The organism is Enterobacter chinensis (assembly GCF_034008295.1).
Taxonomy (GTDB): domain Bacteria; phylum Pseudomonadota; class Gammaproteobacteria; order Enterobacterales; family Enterobacteriaceae; genus Enterobacter; species Enterobacter chinensis.
This window is the reverse complement of sequence record NZ_JARDVI010000005.1, coordinates 78,679-103,030: the sequence shown is the minus strand read 5'-3', so window position 1 is coordinate 103,030 and position 24,352 is coordinate 78,679. Positions and strand designations below refer to the sequence as shown.

The 24,352-nt window shown below is 54.6% G+C and carries 17 protein-coding genes; 8 read left to right on the top strand and 9 right to left on the bottom strand.

What is annotated here, in order from left to right:
* Window positions 1–10 precede the first annotated feature (10 nt).
* The 3 genes from PYW49_RS15590 to PYW49_RS15580 all read right to left on the bottom strand — a co-directional run bounded on the left by PYW49_RS15590 (window position 11) and on the right by PYW49_RS15580 (window position 3,217).
* Window positions 11–1,408 (bottom strand): glycoside-pentoside-hexuronide (GPH):cation symporter, encoded by a 1,398-nt coding sequence (locus tag PYW49_RS15590; RefSeq protein ID WP_320386905.1) that lies wholly within the window; start codon window positions 1,406–1,408, stop codon window positions 11–13.
* A gap of 164 nt (window positions 1,409–1,572) precedes the next feature.
* Entirely contained in the window at window positions 1,573–2,943 is a 1,371-nt protein-coding gene (gene aroP / locus PYW49_RS15585) for an aromatic amino acid transporter AroP (RefSeq protein ID WP_134349666.1), read from the bottom strand.
* Window positions 2,944–2,989: 46 nt separating this feature from the next.
* The gene (locus PYW49_RS15580; RefSeq protein WP_134349667.1) at window positions 2,990–3,217 is read right to left on the bottom strand and encodes a hypothetical protein; all 228 of its coding nucleotides are present in this window, start codon (window positions 3,215–3,217) and stop codon (window positions 2,990–2,992) included.
* A gap of 263 nt (window positions 3,218–3,480) precedes the next feature.
* On the opposite strand from PYW49_RS15580, the gene pdhR reads away from it, so the two are divergent.
* The 5 genes from pdhR to traT all read left to right on the top strand — a co-directional run bounded on the left by pdhR (window position 3,481) and on the right by traT (window position 11,494).
* Window positions 3,481–4,245 carry a pyruvate dehydrogenase complex transcriptional repressor PdhR gene (pdhR, locus tag PYW49_RS15575; RefSeq protein WP_008501960.1) on the top strand — a complete coding sequence of 255 codons (765 nt, stop codon included), beginning with the start codon at window positions 3,481–3,483 and terminating at the stop codon, window positions 4,243–4,245.
* A gap of 123 nt (window positions 4,246–4,368) precedes the next feature.
* On the top strand, window positions 4,369–7,032 hold the full coding sequence (aceE, locus tag PYW49_RS15570) for a pyruvate dehydrogenase (acetyl-transferring), homodimeric type (RefSeq protein ID WP_059310644.1): 2,664 nt from the start codon (window positions 4,369–4,371) through the stop codon (window positions 7,030–7,032).
* 14 nt (window positions 7,033–7,046) lie between these two features.
* A complete protein-coding gene (gene aceF, locus PYW49_RS15565) occupies window positions 7,047–8,942 on the top strand; it encodes a pyruvate dehydrogenase complex dihydrolipoyllysine-residue acetyltransferase (RefSeq protein WP_320386904.1) in 1,896 nt (631 codons plus the stop codon).
* 197 nt (window positions 8,943–9,139) lie between these two features.
* On the top strand, window positions 9,140–10,564 hold the full coding sequence (gene lpdA, locus PYW49_RS15560) for a dihydrolipoyl dehydrogenase (RefSeq protein WP_320387071.1): 1,425 nt from the start codon (window positions 9,140–9,142) through the stop codon (window positions 10,562–10,564).
* Window positions 10,565–10,762: 198 nt separating this feature from the next.
* Window positions 10,763–11,494, top strand: coding sequence for a conjugal transfer complement resistance protein TraT (gene traT / locus PYW49_RS15555; RefSeq protein WP_134349669.1), 732 nt, complete (start codon window positions 10,763–10,765; stop codon window positions 11,492–11,494).
* 63 nt (window positions 11,495–11,557) lie between these two features.
* On the opposite strand, the gene PYW49_RS15550 is transcribed toward traT, so the two are convergent.
* Together PYW49_RS15550 and PYW49_RS15545 are read right to left on the bottom strand one after the other, a co-directional pair.
* Window positions 11,558–12,349 (bottom strand): DUF2950 domain-containing protein, encoded by a 792-nt coding sequence (locus tag PYW49_RS15550; protein WP_134349749.1) that lies wholly within the window; start codon window positions 12,347–12,349, stop codon window positions 11,558–11,560.
* Window positions 12,350–12,359: 10 nt separating this feature from the next.
* Complete coding sequence (locus PYW49_RS15545; protein WP_134349670.1) at window positions 12,360–13,919, bottom strand: DUF3300 domain-containing protein; 1,560 nt, start codon at window positions 13,917–13,919, stop codon at window positions 12,360–12,362.
* Window positions 13,920–14,810: 891 nt separating this feature from the next.
* Between PYW49_RS15545 and acnB the strand changes: the two genes are divergently transcribed.
* On the top strand, window positions 14,811–17,408 hold the full coding sequence (acnB, locus tag PYW49_RS15540) for a bifunctional aconitate hydratase 2/2-methylisocitrate dehydratase (RefSeq protein ID WP_320386903.1): 2,598 nt from the start codon (window positions 14,811–14,813) through the stop codon (window positions 17,406–17,408).
* A 206-nt stretch (window positions 17,409–17,614) separates the two neighbouring features.
* Window positions 17,615–17,977: a protein YacL gene (yacL, locus tag PYW49_RS15535; RefSeq protein ID WP_134349672.1), complete on the top strand. Its 363-nt coding sequence runs from the start codon at window positions 17,615–17,617 to the stop codon at window positions 17,975–17,977.
* Window positions 17,978–18,008: 31 nt separating this feature from the next.
* Here the strand turns inward: yacL and speD are convergent, their stop codons facing one another.
* The 3 genes from speD to PYW49_RS15520 all read right to left on the bottom strand — a co-directional run bounded on the left by speD (window position 18,009) and on the right by PYW49_RS15520 (window position 20,137).
* Window positions 18,009–18,803 (bottom strand): adenosylmethionine decarboxylase, encoded by a 795-nt coding sequence (gene speD / locus PYW49_RS15530; RefSeq protein ID WP_023334531.1) that lies wholly within the window; start codon window positions 18,801–18,803, stop codon window positions 18,009–18,011.
* Window positions 18,804–19,673 carry a polyamine aminopropyltransferase gene (speE, locus tag PYW49_RS15525; RefSeq protein WP_320386902.1) on the bottom strand — a complete coding sequence of 290 codons (870 nt, stop codon included), beginning with the start codon at window positions 19,671–19,673 and terminating at the stop codon, window positions 18,804–18,806.
* Window positions 19,674–19,789: 116 nt separating this feature from the next.
* The gene (locus PYW49_RS15520; RefSeq protein WP_014882582.1) at window positions 19,790–20,137 is read right to left on the bottom strand and encodes a YacC family pilotin-like protein; all 348 of its coding nucleotides are present in this window, start codon (window positions 20,135–20,137) and stop codon (window positions 19,790–19,792) included.
* Window positions 20,138–20,282: 145 nt separating this feature from the next.
* Here PYW49_RS15520 and cueO point away from each other — a divergent pair, with 145 nt between their 5' ends.
* Complete coding sequence (gene cueO, locus PYW49_RS15515; protein ID WP_320386901.1) at window positions 20,283–21,851, top strand: multicopper oxidase CueO; 1,569 nt, start codon at window positions 20,283–20,285, stop codon at window positions 21,849–21,851.
* Window positions 21,852–21,936: 85 nt separating this feature from the next.
* Here the strand turns inward: cueO and PYW49_RS15510 are convergent, their stop codons facing one another.
* Window positions 21,937–24,327 carry a glucose/quinate/shikimate family membrane-bound PQQ-dependent dehydrogenase gene (locus tag PYW49_RS15510; protein ID WP_320386900.1) on the bottom strand — a complete coding sequence of 797 codons (2,391 nt, stop codon included), beginning with the start codon at window positions 24,325–24,327 and terminating at the stop codon, window positions 21,937–21,939.
* Window positions 24,328–24,352 lie beyond the last annotated feature (25 nt).

Genomic DNA, 24,352 nt, shown 5'->3' with positions numbered 1-24,352 from the left:
TCGGCTTTCCTTATTTTGTCTCAGCGGCGCTGAGTTCCTGATACGCGTTCAGCTCGCGATAGTTATTGCGACGCTTCTCCAGGTCTTCCTGGATCCGCTTCATCGTCTCACGGTCAACTTTCAGCAGACGCACCACGCCCGCGGTAATGAGGTACCCCACGCCCGGGATCACGGTAAACAGCAGGACAATGCCGTTGATGGCGTCCGCGCTTTGCGCTTTTGCCCCGGCGTCGTAGCCGTACCACGAGAGCAGGAAGCCGACCATTGCACCGGCAATCGCCAGCCCTAGCTTCAGGAAGAAGATATTGCCGGAGAAGCTGATCCCGGTGATGCGTTTCCCGGTTTTCCACTCGCCGTAGTCATCCACGTCGGCCATCAGCGACCAGTGCAGCGGAGATGGGATTTGGTGCAGGATATTCAGCAGGAAGTAGAGCACCATAATGGTGACGGTGGCTTTCGGGTCGAAGAAGTAAAAGGCGGTTGAGAAGACTGCCAGCACGATGTTGGTCCAGAAGAAAACCTTCAGCTTACACCAGCGGTCTGTCAGCACTTTTGCCAGCATGCTGCCGAGCATCATGCCCACCACGCCCAGGCTGATAAACAGGGTAGCGAAGTGGGTGCTCTGGCCCATCACCCATGTCACGTAATACATGGTGGCCGCCATGCGGATAAAGCCGGGGCAGACGTTGCACAGGGTCAGAAGCAGAATGCGCACCCACTGATCGTTTTTCCACACGTCTTTCAGGTCGTTTTTCAGCTGGTCATTAGTCTGGACCGCCGGGCGCACACGCTCGCGCACGGTGGCGAAGCAGAACAGGAACATACAGGTCCCAATTAGCGCCAGTACGGTCATCGCCATCTGGTAGCCTTTGGCTTTGTCATCACCCCCGAACCAGTCGGCCATCGGCAGCAGCGTCAGCGACAGCAGCAGCGTGGCGATACCGACCAACACGAAGCGATATGACTGGCAGGCGACGCGTTCTTTAGGATCGTTGGTAATCACCCCGCCCAGCGAGCAGTAGGGAATGTTGATAGCCGTGTAGGTCAGCGACAGCAGGAAATAGGTAACAAATGCATAGATAACTTTGCTGTTATAGCTCCAGTCAGGCGTAGTGAACATCAGGATGCTGAACAGCGCGTAGGGGAGCGCGATCCACAGTAGCCATGGACGAAACCGGCCATATTTGCTGCGGGTTCGGTCGGCGATCGCGCCCATGATAGGGTCGGTTACGGCATCTATCACGCGCACAGAGAGCAGCAGTACGCCCACCAGCGCAGGTGCCAGACCAAAAATATCGGTGTAAAAATAGTTAACAAACAGCATGATGGCGCCAAAGATGATGTTGCAACCTGCATCGCCCATCCCATAGCCGATCTTTTCTTTTACTGACAGTTTAGCGTTATCCATAGACTGCTCTCCGGGTTACGGTATGGAGAGAATTATTTGCTGGCAAAGGAATATATGCGTTGCAGTATCAGGGCGGTGATATGGATAAAAGCGCTGTGGACGTGAAAGTGTGAGGGAGGTAACAACGTGCGGTACCCGCAAAAGCAGGTACCGCGGAGGGAGGCTTAGTGGGCCTTCATCGCATTACGGCTTTTCTGGCTGAACAGATAGCCGACGCCAAGCACGGCAACCCAGACCGGGATCAGGTACACAGAAATCGCCATACCCGGGGTGATCAGCATGATCACCAGCACGGCCGCCATGAACAGCAGGCAAATCCAGTTACCCAGCGGATAGAGCAGAGCAGGGAAGCGCGTGGTGACGCCCTGCTGCTGTTTCGCACGGCGGAACTTGATGTGTGCCAGGCTGATCATCGCCCAGTTGATGACAAGGGCAGAGACCACCAGCGCCATCAGCAGGCCAAACGCCGATTCCGGTGCCATGTAGTTAATGAGGACACACAGCGCGGTCACGATCGCCGAAACGATAATGGTGTTTACCGGCACGCCGCGTTTATCGACGTTGAGCAACGCTTTCGGCGCGTTACCCTGCTGCGCCAGACCGAACAGCATACGGCTGTTGCAATATACGCAGCTGTTGTAAACGGACAGTGCCGCCGTCAGTACGACAACGTTGAGTGCATTCGCTACGACGGTATCACCCAGTTCGTGGAAGATCAGCACAAACGGGCTGGTGTCAGCGGTGACGCGCGTCCACGGCAGCAGGGAGAGCAGCACGGCCAGTGAACCCACATAGAAGATCAGGATACGGTAGATAACCTGGTTAGTGGCTTTCGGAATGCTCTGCTCCGGGTTGTCAGCTTCAGCGGCCGTAATGCCCACCAGCTCCAGACCGCCGAAGGAGAACATGATAATTGCCATCATCATCACCAGGCCCGTCATGCCGTGAGGCAGGAAGCCACCCTGTTCCCAGAGGTTGCGAACGGTTGCCTGCGGGCCGCCGTTGCCGCTGAACAGCAGCCAGCCGCCAAAGATAATCATCGCCACAACGGCAATGACCTTGATGATGGCGAACCAGAACTCCATTTCACCGAACACTTTTACGTTGGTCAGGTTAATGGCGTTAATAATGACGAAGAAGGCCGCAGCGGAGGCCCAGGTTGGGATCTCGGGATACCAGAACTGAATGTATTTCCCGACGGCGGTAAGCTCGGCCATGGCAACCAGAACATACAGTACCCAGTAGTTCCAGCCCGAGGCGAAACCGGCGAAACTGCCCCAGTATTTATAGGCAAAATGGCTAAAGGAACCTGCCACCGGCTCTTCAACGACCATTTCACCTAACTGACGCATAATCAGAAACGCGATAAAGCCCGCGATTGCGTACCCCAGAATAATACCCGGACCGGCTGACTGGATAACGGATGCGCTGCCCAGAAAGAGGCCGGTTCCGATAGCACCGCCCAGTGCGATGAGCTGAATATGGCGGTTTTTTAGCCCGCGCTTTAGCTGATCGCCGTGCTGTTGAGCTTCCATTTGAAACCTCGTGTGTGGTTGTTATGTTCACGCTGAGCGTGTGTAATTATGAATATCCGTTTTCTGTATTTATTTCTTTACGGTCAATAAGACCGAAAAAAGCGGAGGTGACTTCCGTAAGCGCCAGAATAGTGGTAAGTGCCTGCGAATGCACCTGCTTTATGACGTACGGATGACGAGTTGAATAAAAAGAAAGCATTTGTAAATCGCTCCGCTCACCCTTCTTATCCCAACCTATAGAATAGAAATGCGCCATAAGTGGGCGAAATTTCATTATTTGCTTTGTTGAATCGCTTCAGATTGCAAAAACCCTCGTTTCATTATGGTTAAAACTCCCTCTTTAGTAGTAATCAACTCATTTGTGCAAAGTTACATTTCTGAAACGTTATTTCTGTAAGGTTGTTAAAATGTGCAGGGTTTACTGATTTCAATCAAAACCAATATGGACAGAAGGTGAATACTTTGTTACTTTAGCGATACGAAATAGAAATTGGTAAGACCAATTGACTCCGGGCAAAAAGGCGTAAGACAGGGAATATGGCCTACAGCAAAATTCGCCAACCAAAACTATCTGATGTGATTGAGCAGCAGCTGGAGTTTTTGATCCTCGAAGGGACTCTGCGCCCGGGTGAGAAACTTCCGCCAGAACGCGAGCTGGCAAAACAGTTCGACGTTTCACGTCCCTCTCTGCGTGAGGCAATTCAACGTCTCGAAGCAAAGGGCTTGCTGCTTCGTCGCCAGGGCGGCGGAACTTTTGTACAAAACAGCCTGTGGCAGAGCTTCAGCGATCCGCTGGTAGAACTTCTCTCTGACCACCCAGAATCCCAATTTGACCTGCTTGAGACCCGTCACGCGCTTGAAGGTATTGCGGCCTATTACGCCGCCCTTCGCAGCACTGATGAAGATCGCGTGCGTATCCGCGAACTGCATCAGGCCATTGAACGGGCACAGCAGTCCGGCGACTTAGACGCCGAGTCCAGCGCCGTTGTCCAGTATCAAATCGCCGTCACCGAAGCTGCCCACAATGTGGTGCTCCTCCATCTGCTACGCTGCATGGAGCCGATGCTGGCCCAGAACGTTCGTCAGAATTTTGAATTGTTGTATGCCCGTCGGGACATGCTCCCACTGGTAAGCAACCATCGCACCCGAGTATTCGAGGCGATAATGGCCGGGGAACCGGAGCAGGCGCGCGAAGCGTCGCACCGACATCTGGCTTTCATTGAGGAAATCTTGCTGGACCGCAGCCGTGAACAATCGCGTCGCGAACGTTCATTACGCCGCATACAGCAACGAAAGGATTAAGCGCCAGGTACTTTTAGAGCGCGGCAACTAAACGCAGAACCTGTCTTATTGTGTTTTCTGGCGAAAATACAATGGGACAGGTTCCAGACAAATCAACGTATTAGATAGATAAGGAATACCCCCATGTCAGAACGTCTCCAAAATGACGTGGATCCGATCGAAACTCGCGACTGGCTACAGGCGATCGAATCGGTCATCCGTGAAGAAGGTGTTGAGCGCGCTCAGTATCTGATTGATCAGCTGCTTTCTGAAGCCCGCAAAGGCGGCGTGAAGGTTGCTTCAGGTGCAGGGGCTAGCAACTACGTAAACACGATTGCCGTCGAAGACGAACCGGAATACCCGGGCAATCTGGATCTGGAACGTCGTATCCGTTCTGCAATCCGCTGGAACGCCATCATGACCGTTCTGCGCGCATCCAAGAAAGACCTGGAACTGGGTGGCCACATGGCGTCCTTCCAGTCTTCTGCTACCGTTTACGAAGTGTGCTTCAACCACTTCTTCCGTGCAGCTAACGAGAAAGACGGCGGCGATCTGGTGTACTTCCAGGGCCACATCTCTCCGGGCATCTATGCACGTGCATTCCTGGAAGGTCGTCTGACTGAAGAGCAGATGAACAACTTCCGTCAGGAAGTTCACGGTAAAGGTCTGTCTTCTTACCCGCACCCTAAACTGATGCCTGAATTCTGGCAGTTCCCGACCGTATCTATGGGTCTGGGCCCAATCGGTGCGATCTATCAGGCTAAGTTCCTGAAATATCTGGAACACCGTGGTCTGAAAGACACCTCTGAGCAAACCGTTTACGCCTTCCTGGGCGATGGCGAAATGGATGAGCCAGAATCTAAAGGCGCGATCACCATCGCGACCCGTGAGAAGCTGGACAACCTGTGCTTCATCATCAACTGTAACCTGCAGCGTCTGGATGGTCCGGTAACCGGCAACGGCAAGATCATCAACGAACTGGAAGGCATCTTCGCAGGTGCTGGCTGGAACGTGATTAAAGTCATGTGGGGCGGTCGTTGGGATGAGCTGCTGCGTAAAGACACCAGCGGTAAACTGATCCAGCTGATGAACGAAACCGTTGACGGTGACTATCAGACCTTCAAATCCAAAGACGGTGCCTACGTTCGCGAGCACTTCTTCGGCAAATATCCTGAAACCGCAGCACTGGTTGCAGACTGGACTGATGAGCAGATCTGGGCCCTGAACCGTGGTGGTCACGATCCGAAGAAAGTCTACGCTGCACTGAAAAAAGCGCAGGAAACCAAAGGTAAAGCGACTGTAATCCTGGCCCACACCATCAAAGGTTACGGCATGGGTGATACCGCAGAAGGTAAAAACATCGCTCACCAGGTTAAGAAAATGAACATGGACGGCGTGCGTTATATCCGCGACCGTTTCAACGTTCCAGTGACCGATGAGCAGGTAGAAAACCTGTCTTACATCACCTTCCCGGAAGGTTCTGAAGAGCACAAGTACCTGCACGAACGTCGTCAGGCGCTGAAAGGCTACCTGCCAGCTCGTCAGCCTAACTTTACCGAGAAACTGGAACTGCCAGCGCTGGAAGACTTCTCTCAGCTGCTGGAAGAGCAGAATAAAGAGATCTCTACCACTATCGCTTTCGTTCGTGCCCTGAACGTGATGCTGAAGAACAAGTCGATCAAAGATCGTCTGGTTCCAATCATCGCCGATGAAGCGCGTACTTTCGGTATGGAAGGTCTGTTCCGTCAGATCGGTATCTACAGCCCGAACGGCCAGCAGTACACCCCGCAGGACCGTGAGCAGGTTGCATACTATAAAGAAGACGAGAAAGGCCAGATCCTGCAGGAAGGTATCAACGAGCTGGGCGCAGGCGCATCCTGGCTGGCTGCTGCGACCTCTTACAGCACCAACAACCTGCCGATGATCCCGTTCTACATCTACTACTCGATGTTCGGTTTCCAGCGTATCGGTGATCTGTGCTGGCAGGCTGGCGACCAACAGGCTCGCGGCTTCCTGGTAGGCGGTACTTCCGGTCGTACGACCCTGAACGGTGAAGGTCTGCAGCACGAAGATGGCCACAGCCACATTCAGTCTCTGACTATCCCTAACTGTATCTCTTACGACCCATCTTACGCGTACGAAGTGGCAGTCATCATGCATGACGGTCTGCAGCGCATGTACGGTGAAGCGCAAGAGAACATTTACTACTACATCACCACCCTGAACGAAAACTACCACATGCCGGCCATGCCAGCAGGTGCCGAGGAAGGTATCCGTAAAGGTATCTACAAACTCGAAACTCTCGAAGGTAGCAAAGGTAAAGTTCAGCTGCTGGGCTCCGGTTCTATCCTGCGTCACGTACGTGAAGCAGCTCAGATCCTGGCGAAAGATTACGGTGTGGGCTCCGACGTGTACAGCGTGACCTCCTTCACTGAACTGGCGCGTGATGGCCAGGATTGTGAGCGTTGGAACATGCTGCACCCAATGGAAACTCCACGCGTTCCGTACATCGCTCAGGTGATGAACGATGCACCAGCGGTGGCGTCTACTGACTATATGAAACTGTTCGCTGAGCAGGTTCGTACTTACGTTCCAGCTGATGATTATCGCGTTCTGGGTACTGACGGCTTCGGTCGTTCTGACAGCCGCGAAAACCTGCGTCACCACTTCGAAGTTGATGCTTCTTACGTGGTTGTAGCAGCACTGGGCGAACTGGCTAAACGTGGCGAAATCGATAAGAAAGTGGTTGCGGACGCAATTACCAAATTCAACATCGATGCAGAAAAAGTTAACCCGCGTCTGGCGTAAGAGGTAAAAGAATAATGGCTATCGAAATCAATGTACCGGACATCGGGGCTGATGAAGTTGAAATCACCGAGATCCTGGTCAAAGTAGGCGACAAAGTTGAAGCTGAACAGTCGCTGATCACCGTAGAAGGCGACAAAGCCTCTATGGAAGTCCCGTCTCCTCAGGCTGGCATCGTTAAAGAGATCAAAGTCTCTGTTGGCGATAAAACCGAGACCGGCAAACTGATCATGATTTTCGATTCCGCCGACGGTGCAGCAGCAGCTGCACCTGCGCAGGAAGAGAAGAAAGAAGCCGCTGTGGCCTCTGCTGCTCCAGCAGCTGCCGCGAGCGCGAAAGAAGTCAACGTGCCTGACATCGGCGGTGACGAAGTTGAAGTCACTGAAATCCTGGTGAAAGTGGGCGATACCGTTGCGGCTGAGCAGTCTCTGATCACCGTAGAAGGCGACAAAGCCTCTATGGAAGTTCCAGCTCCGTTCGCCGGTACTGTTAAAGAGATCAAGATCAACACCGGTGACAAAGTGTCCACTGGCTCCCTGATCATGGTCTTCGAAGTGGCGGGTGCTGCACCTGCTGCCGCGCCTGCACAGGCAGCTGCTCCGGCTCCGGCCGCAGCACCAGCCGCTGCCGGTGGCGCGAAAGACGTGAACGTACCGGACATCGGCGGTGACGAAGTTGAAGTGACCGAAGTGATGGTAAAAGTGGGCGACAAAGTTGCTGCTGAACAGTCACTGATCACCGTTGAAGGCGACAAGGCTTCTATGGAAGTCCCTGCGCCGTTCGCGGGTACCGTTAAAGAGATCAAAATCAGCACCGGCGACAAAGTGTCTACCGGCTCTCTGATCATGGTCTTCGAAGTGGAAGGCGCTGCGCCTGCCGCGGCTCCGGCTGCGGTTCCAGCACCTGCTGCTGCACCGGCTCAGGCGGCTAAACCCGCTGCTGCCCCTGCTGCTAAAGCGGAAGGCAAATCTGAGTTCGCTGAAAACGACGCTTACGTCCACGCTACCCCGCTGATTCGTCGCCTGGCGCGCGAATTCGGTGTGAACCTGGCGAAAGTGAAAGGCACCGGCCGTAAAGGTCGTATCCTGCGCGAAGACGTTCAGACCTACGTGAAAGACGCGGTGAAACGCGCCGAAGCTGCACCTGCTGCAGCCGCTGGCGGCGGTATCCCGGGCATGCTGCCATGGCCGAAAGTGGACTTCAGCAAGTTCGGCGAAATCGAAGAAGTGGAACTGGGCCGTATCCAGAAAATCTCTGGTGCGAACCTGAGCCGTAACTGGGTGATGATCCCGCACGTTACGCACTTCGACAAAACCGATATCACCGATCTGGAAGCGTTCCGTAAGCAGCAGAACGCTGAAGCTGAGAAGCGTAAGCTGGACGTGAAATTCACCCCAGTGGTCTTCATCATGAAAGCCGTTGCCGCTGCCCTTGAGCAAATGCCTCGCTTCAACAGCTCCCTGTCCGAAGACGGCCAGAAGCTGACGCTGAAGAAATACATCAACATCGGTGTTGCGGTTGATACGCCAAATGGTCTGGTTGTTCCGGTCTTCAAAGACGTGAACAAGAAGAGCATCACTGAGCTGTCCCGTGAACTGACCGTGATCTCCAAGAAAGCGCGTGATGGTAAGCTGACTGCCGGCGAAATGCAGGGCGGTTGCTTCACTATCTCCAGCATCGGCGGCCTGGGTACCACCCACTTCGCGCCGATTGTGAACGCGCCGGAAGTGGCTATCCTCGGTGTGTCTAAGTCCGCGATGGAACCGGTATGGAATGGCAAAGAGTTTGTGCCGCGTCTGATGATGCCAATCTCTCTGTCCTTCGACCACCGCGTGATCGACGGTGCTGATGGTGCGCGTTTCATCACCATCATCAACAACACCCTGAGCGACATTCGCCGCCTGGTGATGTAAGTGAAAAGCCGGCCAGTCGGCCGGCTTTTTTCTGTTAATCTCATGAAGTCTGTGAGGTTATTGGCGAAAGCGACAATTCGTGAGCCGTTTGTTGTTTCAAAATTGTTAACAATTTTGTAAACTGCGGGCGGATAGAACGTCCCGGTGGATGAAGGGCGACAAGTACCTGGACCGCCGGAAATCAATAAGAGGTCATGATGAGTACTGAAATCAAAACTCAGGTCGTGGTACTTGGGGCAGGTCCCGCAGGTTACTCTGCAGCCTTCCGTTGCGCTGATTTAGGTCTGGAAACCGTCATCGTTGAACGCTACAACACCCTCGGCGGTGTTTGTCTGAACGTAGGTTGTATCCCTTCTAAAGCGCTGCTGCACGTAGCGAAAGTTATCGAAGAAGCCAAAGCGCTGGCTGAACACGGTATCGTCTTCGGCGAGCCGAAAACCGATATCGACAAAATTCGTACCTGGAAAGAGAAAGTTATCACTCAGCTGACCGGCGGTCTGGCGGGTATGGCCAAAGGCCGTAAAGTGAAAGTGGTAAACGGTCTGGGTAAATTCACCGGTGCGAACACCCTGGAAGTGGAAGGCGAAAACGGTAAAACCGTGATCAACTTCGACAACGCGATCATCGCGGCAGGCTCTCGCCCAATCGAACTGCCATTTATTCCGCATGAAGATCCACGCGTGTGGGATTCCACCGATGCCCTGGAGCTGAAAACCGTTCCTAAGCGTCTGCTGGTTATGGGCGGCGGTATCATCGGTCTGGAAATGGGTACCGTGTACCATGCGCTGGGTTCAGAGATCGACGTGGTTGAAATGTTCGACCAGGTTATCCCGGCAGCAGACAAAGACATCGTTAAAGTCTTCACCAAACGTATCAGCAAGAAATTCAACCTGATGCTGGAAACCAAAGTGACTGCCGTTGAAGCGAAAGAAGACGGTATTTACGTTTCCATGGAAGGCAAAAAAGCCCCTGCAGAAGCGCAGCGTTACGACGCCGTGCTGGTGGCGATCGGTCGTGTGCCGAACGGTAAAAACCTCGACGCGGGCAAAGCCGGCGTGGAAGTGGACGACCGTGGCTTTATCCGCGTTGATAAGCAGCTGCGCACCAACGTGCCGCACATCTTTGCTATCGGCGATATCGTCGGCCAGCCTATGCTGGCGCACAAAGGTGTTCACGAAGGTCACGTTGCCGCTGAAGTTATCGCCGGCATGAAACACTACTTCGATCCGAAAGTGATCCCATCTATCGCCTATACCGAGCCAGAAGTTGCATGGGTTGGTCTGACTGAGAAAGAAGCGAAAGAGAAAGGCATCAGCTACGAAACCGCCACCTTCCCGTGGGCTGCTTCTGGCCGTGCTATCGCGTCCGACTGCGCAGACGGTATGACCAAACTGATCTTCGACAAAGAAACTCACCGCGTCATCGGTGGTGCGATTGTCGGTACCAACGGCGGCGAGCTGCTGGGTGAAATCGGTCTGGCTATCGAAATGGGCTGCGACGCTGAAGACATCGCGCTGACCATCCACGCTCACCCGACTCTGCACGAGTCTGTTGGCCTGGCGGCAGAAGTGTTTGAAGGCAGCATCACCGACCTGCCAAACGCGAAAGCGAAGAAGAAATAAGTTTATTTCTGCTTTTTTCTAAACGCCTCCTTCGGAGGCGTTTTTTTTGGCTGAAAACTACCCATTATAGTAGGTAACTTATTGTTATTTCCCCTAAAAATTTGCGCTTATCTGCCGATACTTTTTTCACCATTGTGTAGCTACTGGCCGCACGGTTCGAGGTTCTGGATTTTTGATTACACGCAAAAAGGAAATAACATGTCTTTGAAGAAAGTGATGGGGATTGGCTTACTGGCGGCAGTCATGACGTTGACCGGGTGCGGTGCGATGACGACGGCGGTGAAAAAACGTAACCTGGAAGTGAAAACGCAGATGAGTGAGACCATCTGGCTTGAGCCATCCAGTGAAAAAACGGTCTACATTCAGGTAAAAAACACCTCTGATAAAGACATGAGCAACCTCCAGACGTTGCTTGCAAACGATCTGAGCGCTAAAGGGTATAAGGTAACGTCCTCTCCTGACAGCGCATACTACTGGGTTCAGGCTAACGTCCTTAAAGCAGACAAAATGGACCTGCGCGAAGCCCAGGGCTATTTAAAAACTGGCTATGAAGGTGCCGCCGTTGGCGCTGCGCTGGGTGCCGGTATCACTGCCTATAACAGTAATTCTTCGGGTGCGGCGCTGGGCGTAGGGCTGGCGGCTGGCCTGATCGGCATGGCTGCAGATGCGATGGTAGAAGATGTGAACTACACCATGGTAACCGACCTGCAGATCTCCGAGCGTAGCAAAGCGAAAGTCACCACCGATAACATTGCGGCGCTGCGTCAGGGTACGTCTGGCGTGAAACTGCAAACCAGCAGCGAGCAGGGCGATCGCGCGAAATATCAGACCCGCGTGGTATCGAATGCTAACAAGGTCAATTTGAAATTCGAAGAAGCGAAACCGGCCCTGGAAGCGCAGCTGGCGAAGTCGGTCGCAAATATTCTGTAAGTTAAAAAGCCGGGTGGCGGCTTTGCCATACCCGGCTTATAAAACGTGGTCCGTTGACGTTATTCAGGGCGCGACGGGCTGCCAGCTTTTATCAGGGCTATATGAGGTTAACGCCCGGGCTTTTTGCTCCGAATCGCTACCCAGATCTGACTGGTAAACCTTGTCGTCCTGATTTATCACAAAGCTCATTACGCCTGTCTGACCATAGCTGACCGGCCAGGCAACCATCGCGAATCCGTTATTATCTGGCAGGATCCGGAAGCGATAGCCGTGATAGCCGGTACCTGGCTCTTTCGGGCTAAATGCCGGGCCGAGTGGGCTGGGCGCTTCACCGGGTGAGGCTGGCCAGTACAAACCATCTTTTTTCCCTTCCGAGCTGACAATTTTCTGCGCGTATTTTTGAGTCATCGCAAAGTAGCTTTGCTGCGCATCGACATAGGCATGTAATGCTTCGATGGCGGCAAGCTCGTTACGCCCAATCTCGCGGGTCAGGATCTCTTCAGCGCCTTCTTTGATATCGAACTGCCAGCCTGTTGTGGTTTTGACAACCGGGATGGGGAGCTGCCAGCCGCTATCTCCGACAACAAGATGCGCCGTATCCCCTTCGACAACGGTGTTATGACGCAATTTCCAGTCGCGCAGGAAACGATCGACGGCATCCGGATCAACGCCTTCAGGCGGCAGAAAATCGCGCCAGTTTTCTCCAAGCAGGTTGGTCATCGCGCCCTCATTATGCTCGCTAATGGCGTTGGCCAGCGCATCGGTCGCCTGGTCGGGCGTGCTAAAGGATTGCTGCGCCATCGCCGAGGCAGAAAGCAGGAACAACACCATTCCACTGAGTAGTTTACTTTTCATGTCGGTTCCCTTAGCGATGTCGAATTTCACGGCGTTCAGCGCGTCCACCAGACGCCTGGCGTGGCTGCTGCTGACGAGCAGCGTGCTGTCTGCTTTGCGCACCACGCTGCTGCTGCGCCTGCCAGTTCGCGGAGCGGCTGTCGTTGCCGCTCAGCGCATTAGCCCGGGGCTGACTGTTTCGCTGCTGGAGAGTGCGTTGCTGCGCAGGTTGCGAAACCCGTTTCTCTTGTCTTTGGGCTGTGCTCTGGCGGTTTTCTCGCTGCTGCGTACTGGTCCGCTTCGCCGTCTGCGGTTTGGTGTCGTAGCCCCGGTAGTTATTGCGCTGTGAAATCTGCTTCAGCTGTTCACTTGAGGCCTGACGCTGCCCCTCTTTCGTTCCGGGGCGGGCGGTTTGCGGGAAGGTTTTACCCGTTGATTTCTCCATCTGGCTGAGGGCAGCCTGACGCTGGCTATCGCGGTTAGCCGGCTTTTGCTGCGTTGAGCTTAACCCTGTGGCCGTGCTGGTGGAGTGGAAGCGATTGTTGAGCTGGTTAGTGGGATAGGGCACGCCTTCCCGGTAGGCCGGGTTGTGCTGCCAGGTGCGGTTGGCATCCGTCAGACGCTGTCCGCTGATTTTATTAAAGTTCTCAACGTTAATATTGATGTTGTTATCACCGTTGCGGTTATAGCCGCCGTGATTATCCCAGTCGTCATGGTGATGATCCCAGTCATCATCATCATCCCAGTCGATGTTGCTGAAGATGGCATAGGTTGTGGCGACACCCAGGCTGAAACCTAAACCGTTGACGAAGCTGTTGCCAAACTGCTCGCCGGGTGACGGCGGGAGATAGGTTGGCGGATAGGCGGTGTTTGGCCAGGTCCCGTAAACCGTATTGGGGTTATAGGTGGGAACGTACACAACCTGCGGATCGGCAGATTCAATTTTGATAACCGTAGGGGCTGGCGCGGACGTTGTGGCTGTCGTTGACTCGGTGGTGCTGGTTTTCGCCGGTGTCGGTTTTGTCACGGTGGTGACCGTCTGCTGTGGCGTTGATTGTAAGGCGCCGGTTTTCTGCGCCAGCGCGCGCAGGCGCTGCACGGAATCCATCACGTCTTTCGGTTGCGCGAGAAACGCATCGCCCAGGTTTTGCACCCACGGAGGGTTTTCTCCCATCAGCGACATGAGCTGAGGAAACGCGACCAGCGATTTTACGCTGGGATCCCAAGGCTGGCTGGCAACGGCCTGGATAGCGGCGTCCCCTTCCATTTTAGGGTTGTCTTTGGACCACTGCGCCGCCTGGATAACATTGGCCGGGTAGGTAGAGGCCATCAAAATTTGTGACAGCAGGGCATCAGGGTAGAGCGCGATGGGGGCAACCCACTGATCGATTTGCGCGGCAGTATACGCTGGCGCGACAACGGGGGCGGGCTGTGCCGCGGCAGGCGTCGCCGGTGCTGCCGGTTGTTGTGCGACGGGGGCCGGCGCAGCGGGCTCCGTTGCGCGGCTTTTGACAAACATGACGCCTGAGGCGGCAAGCAGCCCGGCACTGCACAGAAGGACGAGCAGATGTGGCTTAAAGGGCAACTTCATAAAATGACTCCAACGAGACAAGCGCTGTGCCGTGAGGCGTTACGGTTGGCGTGAGTATTATTCACCCGTCTTTTACTGTTTTGACTTTTATTGGGAAGCATCCGGTACGTCCGGATAAAGAGTGTGAGTATTTATTACACAATTATATCGGATAGTTGCAAAGCCGCTGGGATTTCAGAAGGCCGCTCTTGCGAGCGGCCAGCAGCTAGTTGCCGAGGTTAACAACAAACAGCACCGTGATGTCGGATATGTTCCAGCCACCGTGCAGTGCCGTAAGCAGTAAACCGAGCGCAACGATCAGCGCAGTGATTCGCATCTCCATTGCGTGCGTTCCTGTACAGGCTACGCGGGTTCATTCTTCACCGGGAAAGGCAGAACCAGGCAAGTTGATGTTGCCGCGTAGATGACGGAACTGCTCCCGGGCCCGGTGACTGGTTGCTACACCAGCGGAGCAGGCCGCGGAGAAGAATAGTCAATTCAATGGATCTGAAGAAGGCAAAAAATGCAGTTACATGGGCTTTCATACGAAATGGGAAGGCGCTACGCAAAATCGTGATAGCGGCTTGCAAGCCAACAGGCGGTGATGCACAATATTTCACGTTGGTGTTGCCGCAAATCTGCCAGCCCGGTGTGCTACCACCGCAAGGCAACAAATTAACCGCTACCAGGCGGTTTTTTTGTACCCAAAATTCGTCTTGTCTCCCCGCTACACCATGCTTAACGATTCAGCAAATTTTTTAATGTTGCTTTTTTGTAAACGGATTAACACTGTGCAGAAATCCTGCTATGCTGCCCGACGCGGTATCGGGCATTTACCCTACAAACTGCTGTCTCACAGGAGCGTGAAGAGAACGCCCGCCGCATATGACAATGAGAGCGAGGAGAACCGTCGTGCTAGAAGAATACCGTAAGCACGTAGCAGAACGTGCCGCCGAGGGAATTGTACCCAAACCTTTAGATGCAACCCAAATGGCCGCGCTCGTCGAGCTGCTGAAGAACCCGCCTAAGGGCGAAGAAGAATTCCTGTTAGATCTGTTGATCAACCGCGTACCGCCTGGCGTAGATGAAGCTGCCTACGTAAAAGCCGGATTCCTTGCTGCTATCGCCAAAGGCGAAGCCACCTCCCCACTGGTTACTCCTGAAAAAGCTATTGAACTGCTCGGCACCATGCAGGGTGGTTACAACATTCATCCGCTGATTGACGCGCTGGATAACGACAAGCTGGCACGGATTGCCGCTAAAGCGCTCTCTTCCACGCTGCTGATGTTCGATAACTTCTACGATGTGGAAGAAAAAGCCAAAGCAGGCAACGTCTATGCGAAGCAGGTGATGCAGTCCTGGGCTGACGCCGAATGGTTCCTGAACCGTCCAGCGCTGGCTGAAAAAATTACCGTTACTGTTTTCAAAGTGACCGGTGAAACCAACACCGATGACCTCTCTCCGGCGCCGGATGCATGGTCTCGCCCGGATATCCCTCTGCACGCTCTGGCAATGCTGAAAAATGCCCGTGAAGGTATTGAGCCGGATCAGCCAGGCAGCGTCGGCCCGATCAAACAGATCGAAGCCCTGCAGGAGAAAGGTTTCCCGCTGGCTTACGTGGGTGACGTTGTGGGTACGGGCTCTTCTCGTAAATCCGCAACCAACTCCGTGCTGTGGTTCATGGGTGATGACATTCCTCATGTACCGAACAAGCGCGGCGGTGGCCTGTGCCTCGGTGGCAAAATTGCCCCTATCTTCTTCAACACCATGGAAGATGCTGGCGCACTGCCAATCGAAGTGGACGTAAGTAACCTGAACATGGGCGACGTGATTGACGTTTATCCGTTCAAAGGTGAAGTGCGTAACCACGAGACAAACGAGCTGCTGGCAAGCTTCGAGCTGAAAACCGACGTGTTGGTTGACGAAGTGCGTGCCGGTGGTCGTATTCCGCTGATTATCGGTCGTGGCCTGACCACCAAAGCGCGTGAAGCGCTGGGCCTGCCGCATTCAGACGTTTTCCGTCAGGCGAAAGATGTGGCTGAGAGCGACCGTGGTTACTCTCTGGCGCAGAAGATGGTTGGTCGCGCATGCGGCGTAGCCGGTGTTCGCCCAGGCGCGTATTGTGAGCCGAAGATGACCTCCGTGGGTTCTCAGGACACCACCGGCCCAATGACCCGTGACGAACTGAAAGATCTGGCGTGCCTGGGCTTCTCTTCCGATCTGGTGATGCAGTCCTTCTGCCACACCGCGGCGTATCCGAAGCCGGTTGACGTGACCACGCACCACACACTGCCAGACTTCATCATGAACCGTGGCGGTGTTTCCCTGCGTCCGGGTGACGGCGTCATCCACTCCTGGCTGAACCGTATGCTGCTGCCGGATACCGTGGGCACCGGCGGTGACTCCCATACCCGTTTCCCAATCGGTATCTCTTTCCCGGCGGGCTCAGGTCTGGTGGCCTTTGCTGCGGCGACCGGTGTGATGCCGCTGGATATGCCGGAGTCCGTGCTGGTCCGCTTCAAAGGTAAAATGCAGCCGGGTATCACCCTGCGCGACCTGGTTCACGCGATCCCGCTGTATGCGATTAAACAGGGCCTGCTGACCGTTGAGAAGAAAGGTAAGAAAAACATCTTCTCTGGCCGCATCCTGGAAATTGAAGGTCTGCCGGATCTGAAAGTTGAGCAGGCGTTCGAGCTGACCGATGCCTCCGCTGAGCGTTCTGCTGCTGGCTGTACCATCAAGCTGAACAAAGAGCCGATTATTGAGTATCTGAGCTCTAACATCGTGCTCCTGAAGTGGATGATTGCGGAAGGCTACGGCGACCGTCGTACGCTGGAGCGTCGTATCCAGGGCATGGAAAAATGGTTGGCCGATCCGCAACTGCTGGAAGCCGATGCTGACGCAGAGTACGCGGCAGTGATCGACATCGATCTGGCGGATATCAAAGAGCCAATCCTGTGTGCACCGAACGATCCGGACGACGCGCGTCCGCTGTCTGAGGTTCAGGGCGAGAAGATCGACGAAGTGTTCATCGGATCCTGTATGACCAACATCGGTCACTTCCGTGCTGCCGGTAAACTGCTGGATACCCATAAAGGCCAGCTGCCAACCCGTCTGTGGGTGGCGCCGCCAACCCGTATGGATGCGGCTCAGCTGACTGAAGAGGGCTACTACAGCGTGTTTGGTAAGAGCGGGGCGCGTATCGAAATTCCTGGCTGTTCCCTGTGTATGGGTAACCAGGCGCGCGTAGCTGACGGTGCGACGGTGGTGTCCACCTCTACCCGTAACTTCCCGAACCGTTTAGGTACCGGTGCAAACGTCTTCCTGGCTTCTGCGGAGCTGGCGGCGGTTGCGGCGCTGATTGGCAAACTGCCAACGCCGGAAGAGTACCAGACCTTTGTGGCTCAGGTTGATAAGACGGCGGTGGATACCTATCGCTATCTGAACTTCGACCAGCTCTCTCAGTACACCGAGAAGGCTGACGGGGTTATCTTCCAGACGGCAGTATAAAAGCTACCCTCTCCCGTGGGAGAGGAGCTGGGGGTGAGGGCACCAGACCGCACCTGACCCATTGCCCGGTGGCGCTACGCTTACCGGGCCTACAAAACCCATCGCAACTGCGGTGGGTTTTTATTTTCATTCCTCCCACCTCTCACGCTTTTTTTCTTCCTCTCTGCTGCGATAATTACCCTAATGGCTTTGCAGAGGAAAATACTATGGATTACGAATTTCTGCGCGACATCACCGGAGTGGTGAAAGTGCGTATGTCGATGGGCCACGAAGCCGTTGGACACTGGTTTAACGAAGAGGTGAAAGAAAATCTCGCACTTCTTGATGAAGTTGAACAGGCGGCAGATACGGTGAAAGGCAGTGAACGCTCCTGGCAACGTGCCGGACATGAATACACGCTGTGGATGGATGGCGAAGAAGTCATGGTGCGTGCCAATCAGCTCGAGTTTTCAGGTGACGAGATGGAAGAGGGGATGAACTACTATGACGAAGAAAGTCTGTCGATGTGCGGCGTGGAAGACTTCCTTCAGGTGGTGAATGCCTACCGTGAATTTATGAAACAGAAGTAACTTCCCGAAGCGTCCTTGCTCCGGGCAACACTTACACGGCCGGAATATTGCGGCCGTAGTAGATCTCGCGCATCTCTTTCCAGAGCAGGTCAGTGATGGCCTTACGCTCTTCTTCGCTCAAATCTTCCGGCTTCGTGTGGAACATATAGTGTTTAAGGTCGAATTCCTTCAGTAACATCTTGGTATGGAAGATGTTTTCCTGATATACGTTCACGTCCATCATGTCGTACAACGATTTCATGTCGTCGGACATAAAGTTCTGAATAGAATTGATCTCGTGGTCGATGAAGTGCTTCATGCCGTTGATATCACGGGTAAAACCACGGACGCGATAATCAATCGTAACGATGTCCGATTCCAGCTGGTGGATTAAATAGTTCAGCGCGTTCAGCGGGGAAATCACGCCGCAGGTCGACACTTCGATATCCGCGCGGAACGTACACAGCCCGCCTTCCGGGTGGCTTTCCGGGTAGGTGTGAACGCAGATATGGCTTTTATCAAGGTGCGCGACAACCACTTCCGGCAGCGGGCCCGGATGTTCAGTTTTGTCGATAAGCTTCGGATCGACCGGCTCTTCGCTGACCAGTATGGTCACGCTGGCGCCCTGGGGTTCATAATCCTGGCGGGCGATATTCAGAATGTTTGCGCCGATAATCGAACAGGTTTCTGACAGGATCTCGGTCAGACGGTTGGCGTTGTAGAGTTCATCGATATAGGCGATGTAACCATCGCGTTCTTCCGCTGTTTTGGCATAGCAGATATCGTAAATACAAAAACTCAGGCTTTTGGTCAGGTTGTTAAAGCCATGCAGTTTAAGCTTTTTCAATTAGCTCACCCCCTTTGTGGATAATGCATCTTGCAGGTACTGCGGCAACGCAAACGCAGCAGTATGCACGGCCGGATTGTAGTATCGGCATTGAAGACCAGCCTGGTGGAAGCGGGCCTGGATAATTTCGGTGGAGAGATGGCGCAATACGTCGTTATCCGTTGCCCAGGCGAAGGTCATGATCCCGCCGTAGTACGTCGGAATAGCGGCCTGATAGAAGCTGACATCGCCGAAGTAGGTGCTCAGCTTGCGATGGCTGTCGATCGCTTCATCCTGCTGCAGGAAGCAGACGCCATTTTGTGCGACAAAGATCCCGCCAGGGTTCAGGCAGCGCTTGCAGCCTTCGTAGAAGGAGGAGGTAAACAGCGATGCGCCGGGGCCGATCGGGTCGGTACAGTCGGAGATAATGACGTCAAAGGTCTGGGTCGTCTGGTTAACGAAGCTCACGCCATCGTCAATCACCAGACTAAAGCGCGGATCGTCATAGCTACCGGCATTGTGGTTGGGCAGGTACTGGCGGCAGAAAGAGACCACACCTGCATCGATTTCCACCATGGTGATGGTTTCAATAGACCGATGGCGGGAAACCTCACGCAGCATAGCACCGTCGCCACCGCCGATAATCAGGACATGCTTCGCATGACCGTGCGCCAGCAGCGGGACGTGGGTCATCATCTCATGATAGATAAACTCATCCCGCTCGGTCGTTTGCACGACGCCGTCCAGCGCCATTACGCGGCCAAAGGCGGCATTCTCGAAGATGATTAAATCCTGGTGATCGGTTTTCTCATGATAGAGCACGTTATCAACGGCAAAGTACTGACCAAACTGGTCATGCAGTGTTTCATGCCACAACGTGTGGTCGGCCATATGCGGACTCCTCCTGTGTTAACATCCGTTACACTCATCAAAAAATGAGCGAAACATGATAGCTAACTATAACCGTGGTTGCACGGCTATAGGCTCAACAAGGGGCGTCGGGAAGGTTATTTCACGTAGGCGAGAAGGCTGAGTGAATCACGAGCCAGCGCTTTGCATTTTTTTGCAGTGGGGATACCAATGCCGCTTAAGTCACGGTAGCTGTCTTCACCGAGCGCCTTCATGTCGAAGCTGTCGTAGTTGCTGAGATCCCACTGGTTCTGCTGGGCAAAAAAGACCAGTGCGCGGCGAATTTGCCCGTTGGGTAAATTCTGGTAGCCACAATCATTTTTCAGGAATACAAAAACCGCCGTTAAATCGGCCATATCTTCCGCTTCATTTTCACTTAGCGCATAGCTGTTCGCACACATTGCCATCAGGCTACCGAACAAAATTGTCCTGAAAAACGTCTTCATTGCTTCTACCACATCTTCACGGAAAATTAACGTTAGCATACTTGATGCCAGCGCGACGATCTTTATTATTGCCGCCGTGCTTGACCTTCCGGTAAGGGGAGGGTTTATGCTCAAAAGATCGCCTGCTGGAAATAAGGAAATGAACATGCAACGTCGTGATTTTTTGAAATACTCCGTTGCGCTGGGGGCTGCCAGCGCATTACCACTCTGGAGCCGCGCGGTTTTCGCCGCTGACAGACCTGCCTTGCCTATCCCTGATTTACTGACCGCTGACGCCCGCAGCCGTATCCAGCTTGTTGTTCAGTCCGGCAAAACGACGTTCGGTGAGCACAATGCCACCACGTGGGGCTATAACGGCAATCTGCTCGGTCCGGCGCTTCAGTTACGTAAAGGGAAAGCGGTGACGGTGGATATATACAATACGCTCGCTGAAGAGACGACGCTGCACTGGCACGGGCTGGAAGTGCCGGGCGAGGTGGACGGCGGGCCGCAGGGAGTCATAAAAGCGGGCGGCAAACGCAGCGTCACCTTTACGCCCGATCAGCGTGCAGCCACCTGTTGGTTTCATCCGCATCAGCATGGCAAAACCGGCCATCAGGTAGCGATGGGGCTGGCGGGGCTGGTGCTGATTGAAGACGACGAAAGCCGCCTTCTGCGCCTGCCTAAACAGTGGGGCATCGACGACGTGCCGGTGATTGTGCAGGACAAGAAATTCACCGCTGACGGGCAAATTGACTACCAGCTGGACGTTATGAGCGCGGCGGTCGGCTGGTTTGGCGACACGTTGCTGACCAACGGTGCCCTTTACCCTCAGCATGCCGCACCGAAAGGCTGGTTGCGCCTGCGCCTGCTCAACGGCTGTAACGCACGCTCACTCAATTTCGCCGCCAGTGATAAACGTCCTCTGTACGTGGTTGCCAGCGACGGAGGTCTGCTGCCCGAGCCGGTGAAGGTAAACGAGTTACCGATGCTGATGGGGGAACGTTTTGAAGTGCTGGTGGATATCAGCGACGGCAAAGCGTTTGACCTGGTGACGCTGCCGGTCAGTCAGATGGGGATGGCGGTTGCGCCCTTTGATAAGGCACACCCGGTGCTCCGCATTCAGCCGTTGCTGGTGACCGCTTCCGGCACGTTGCCGGATAGCTTAACCACCCTGCCAGCACTCCCTTCGCTTGACGGGCTTACGCAACGCAAACTGCAGCTCTCCATGAACCCGATGCTCGACATGATGGGCATGCAGGCGCTGATGGCGAAATATGGCGATAAGGCGATGGCGGGGATGCACCACGGGCAGATGATGGGCCATATGAATATGGACCACGGCAAAATGGGCGGCATGGGGAACATGAATCACGGCGAGCATGGCTTTGATTTCCACAACGCCAATATGATCAACGGCAAAGCGTTCGACATGAACACGCCGATGTTTGCTGCCGCAAAAGGGCAGTTTGAACGCTGGGTGATTTCAGGCGAAGGGGACATGATGCTGCATCCGTTCCATATCCACGGTACTCAGTTCCGCATTCTCTCCGAGAACGGTAAGACCCCTGATGCCCATCGCGCGGGCTGGAAGGATACGGTGAGAGTGGAAGGTGGCGTCAGCGAGGTGCTGGTGAAGTTTGACCACGACGCGCCGAAGGAGTTTGCCTACATGGCGCACTGCCATCTGCTGGAGCATGAGGATACGGGGATGATGCTTGGTTTTACCGTATAAAAAAAGCCGGGTGGCGGCTTCGCCTTACCCGGCCTACATATGGCACCCGTAGGCCCGGTAAGCGTAGCGCCACCGGGCTTTTCAGTTACTTTCCTTCATCCGGCAGTGCATACGCGACAATATAGTCGCCCATCTTCGTGCCAAACGAACCATGACCACCGGCAGAGATGACAACGTACTGCTTGCCATTCACTTCATAGGTCATCGGTGTGGCTTGTCCACCGGCTGGCAGACGGCCTTGCCACAGTTTTTCACCGTTGGTCATGTTGTACGCGCGCAGGTAGTTATCTGCGGTTGCCGCGATGAACAGCACGTTACCGGCGGTGGAAATCGGGCCACCCAGCATTGGCATACCCATATTAAACGGCACTGGAACTGGCATCGGGAACGGCATGCTGTCCTGCGGGGTACCAATACGTTTTTTCCACACGACCTGGTTAGTTTTCAGATCCAGACCGGAGATATAACCCCAGGCAGGCTGTTTACACGGCAGACCAAACGGAGACAGGAACGGGTTCAGCGTCACGCCAAACGGTACACCGTACTGCGGCTGAATGCCGGCTTCGGTACCGCTGCCTTTCGCATCTTTCGGCTGCTCCATTGGGTTACCTGGACCACGTGGGATCAGGCGGGATACAAACGGCAGAGCCATTGGGTTGGCAATCGCGACCTGACGGTTCGGGTCAACGGAAATGCCGCCCCATTCGAACATCCCCAGGTTACCCGGGAAGACCAGCGTGCCCTGCTCAGAAGGTGGTGTGAAGATGCCTTCATAACGCAGCTGGTGGAACATCACGCGGCACACCAGCTGGTCAAACATGGTGGCGCCCCACATGTCTGCACCGCTGAGGTCTTTCTTCGGACGGAAGCTCAGATTGGAGAACGGCTGGGTTTTGCTGACGTAATCGCCTTTAGCAGCGCCCTGCGGAACCGGTTTTTCCGGTGCTGGCACAACCAGTTTACCGTTGCTGCGATCCAGTACGAAGATGTTACCCGTCTTCGCCGGCGCGTAAATCACCGGTACGGTTTTGCCATCAACGGTAATGTCCGCCAGCGTCGGCTGGGACGGCATATCCATATCCCACAGATCGTGGTGAACGGTCTGGTAGCTCCATGCCAGCTTACCGGTGGTCGCATTCAGCGCCACGATAGCACTCGCATAGCGTTCCTGCTCCGGTGTGCGGTTACCGCCCCAGATATCTGGCGTGGTTACACCCATCGGCAGGTAGACCAGGTCCAGCTTCGCGTCATACGCCGCTGGCGCCCAGGAGTTTGGCGAGTTAAAGGTAAAGGTGTGTTCATCCGAAGGGATCGCGTTTGGATCTTTCGCGCCCGGGTCGAAGGCCCACAGCAGTTTACCGGTGTTCACATCGAAACCACGGATGACGCCAGAGGTTTCACGGGTGGAGAAGTTATCCGTTACCGAACCGGCAATCACGATAGTTTTATCGGTGATGATCGGCGGAGAGGTTGGCTCATACAGACCCGGCGTGGTGTCCGGCATGTTGGTCTGCAGGTTCAGGATACCTTTATTAGCAAAGGTTTCGCACAGCTTGCCCGTTTCGGCGTTAATCGCGAACAGACGGCCGTCGTTCACCGGCAGCATAATGCGGCGAGGACAGTCGGCAATCACTTCCGGACTTGCGTTATCCGCACGCGCTTCGTGGTAAGAGACGCCACGGCAGGTGACATGCTGGAAGGACGGGTTGGAGTTCAGCTGAGGATCGAAGTGCCATTTCTCTTTACCGGTGGCCGCGTCGAGCGCGAACAGACGCTGGTGCGCCGTACACAGGTAAAGCATATTGCCGACTTTAATTGGCGTCACTTCGTTGGTCAGTTCACCCGGATCGTTCGGCATCTTCACATCGCCGGTACGGAATACCCAGGCTTCTTTCAGGTTTTTAACGTTGTCCGCGTTGATCTGTTTCAGCGGGGAGTAACGTTGGCCTTCCTGGTTACGACCATAGGCCGGCCAGTCGCCGTCAGCGACCTGGGAGATAGCGGCCGCAGGCGTGGATTCCGCGTTCAGCGTACCGTTGATCTCCTGCGGGTCGTTAAAGCCGGCCCAGGTGAGAATACCGCCGCTGATTAACAGGGCCACCACCAGCGCCGCAACGGCACCGCTGGACGGCACAATCAGGCGACGCCAGACGAATGGCAGGATCAGCCAGATACCAAAGAAGACCAGAATGTCGCTGCGCGGCGTCAGTGCCCAGAAGTCGAAACCGACTTCCCAGACGCCCCAGATCATGGTTGCGAGGAGTAATGCGGCATATAGCCACAGTGCGGATTGTTTTCTACGCCAGAGCAGGACGGTTACGCCAAGCATAACCAGACCCGCAACGGGGTAGTACCAGGAGCCGCCAATTGCGACCAGCCAGACGCCACCGATTAACAGGTACAGGCCGCAGAAGGCGGCGAATAACGCTGTTAGTGTCACCAGTAGACGCGGCTGTTTAGAGTTTGTTTCAGCCATAGAAAGTGTACTCGTCAGTTTTTGT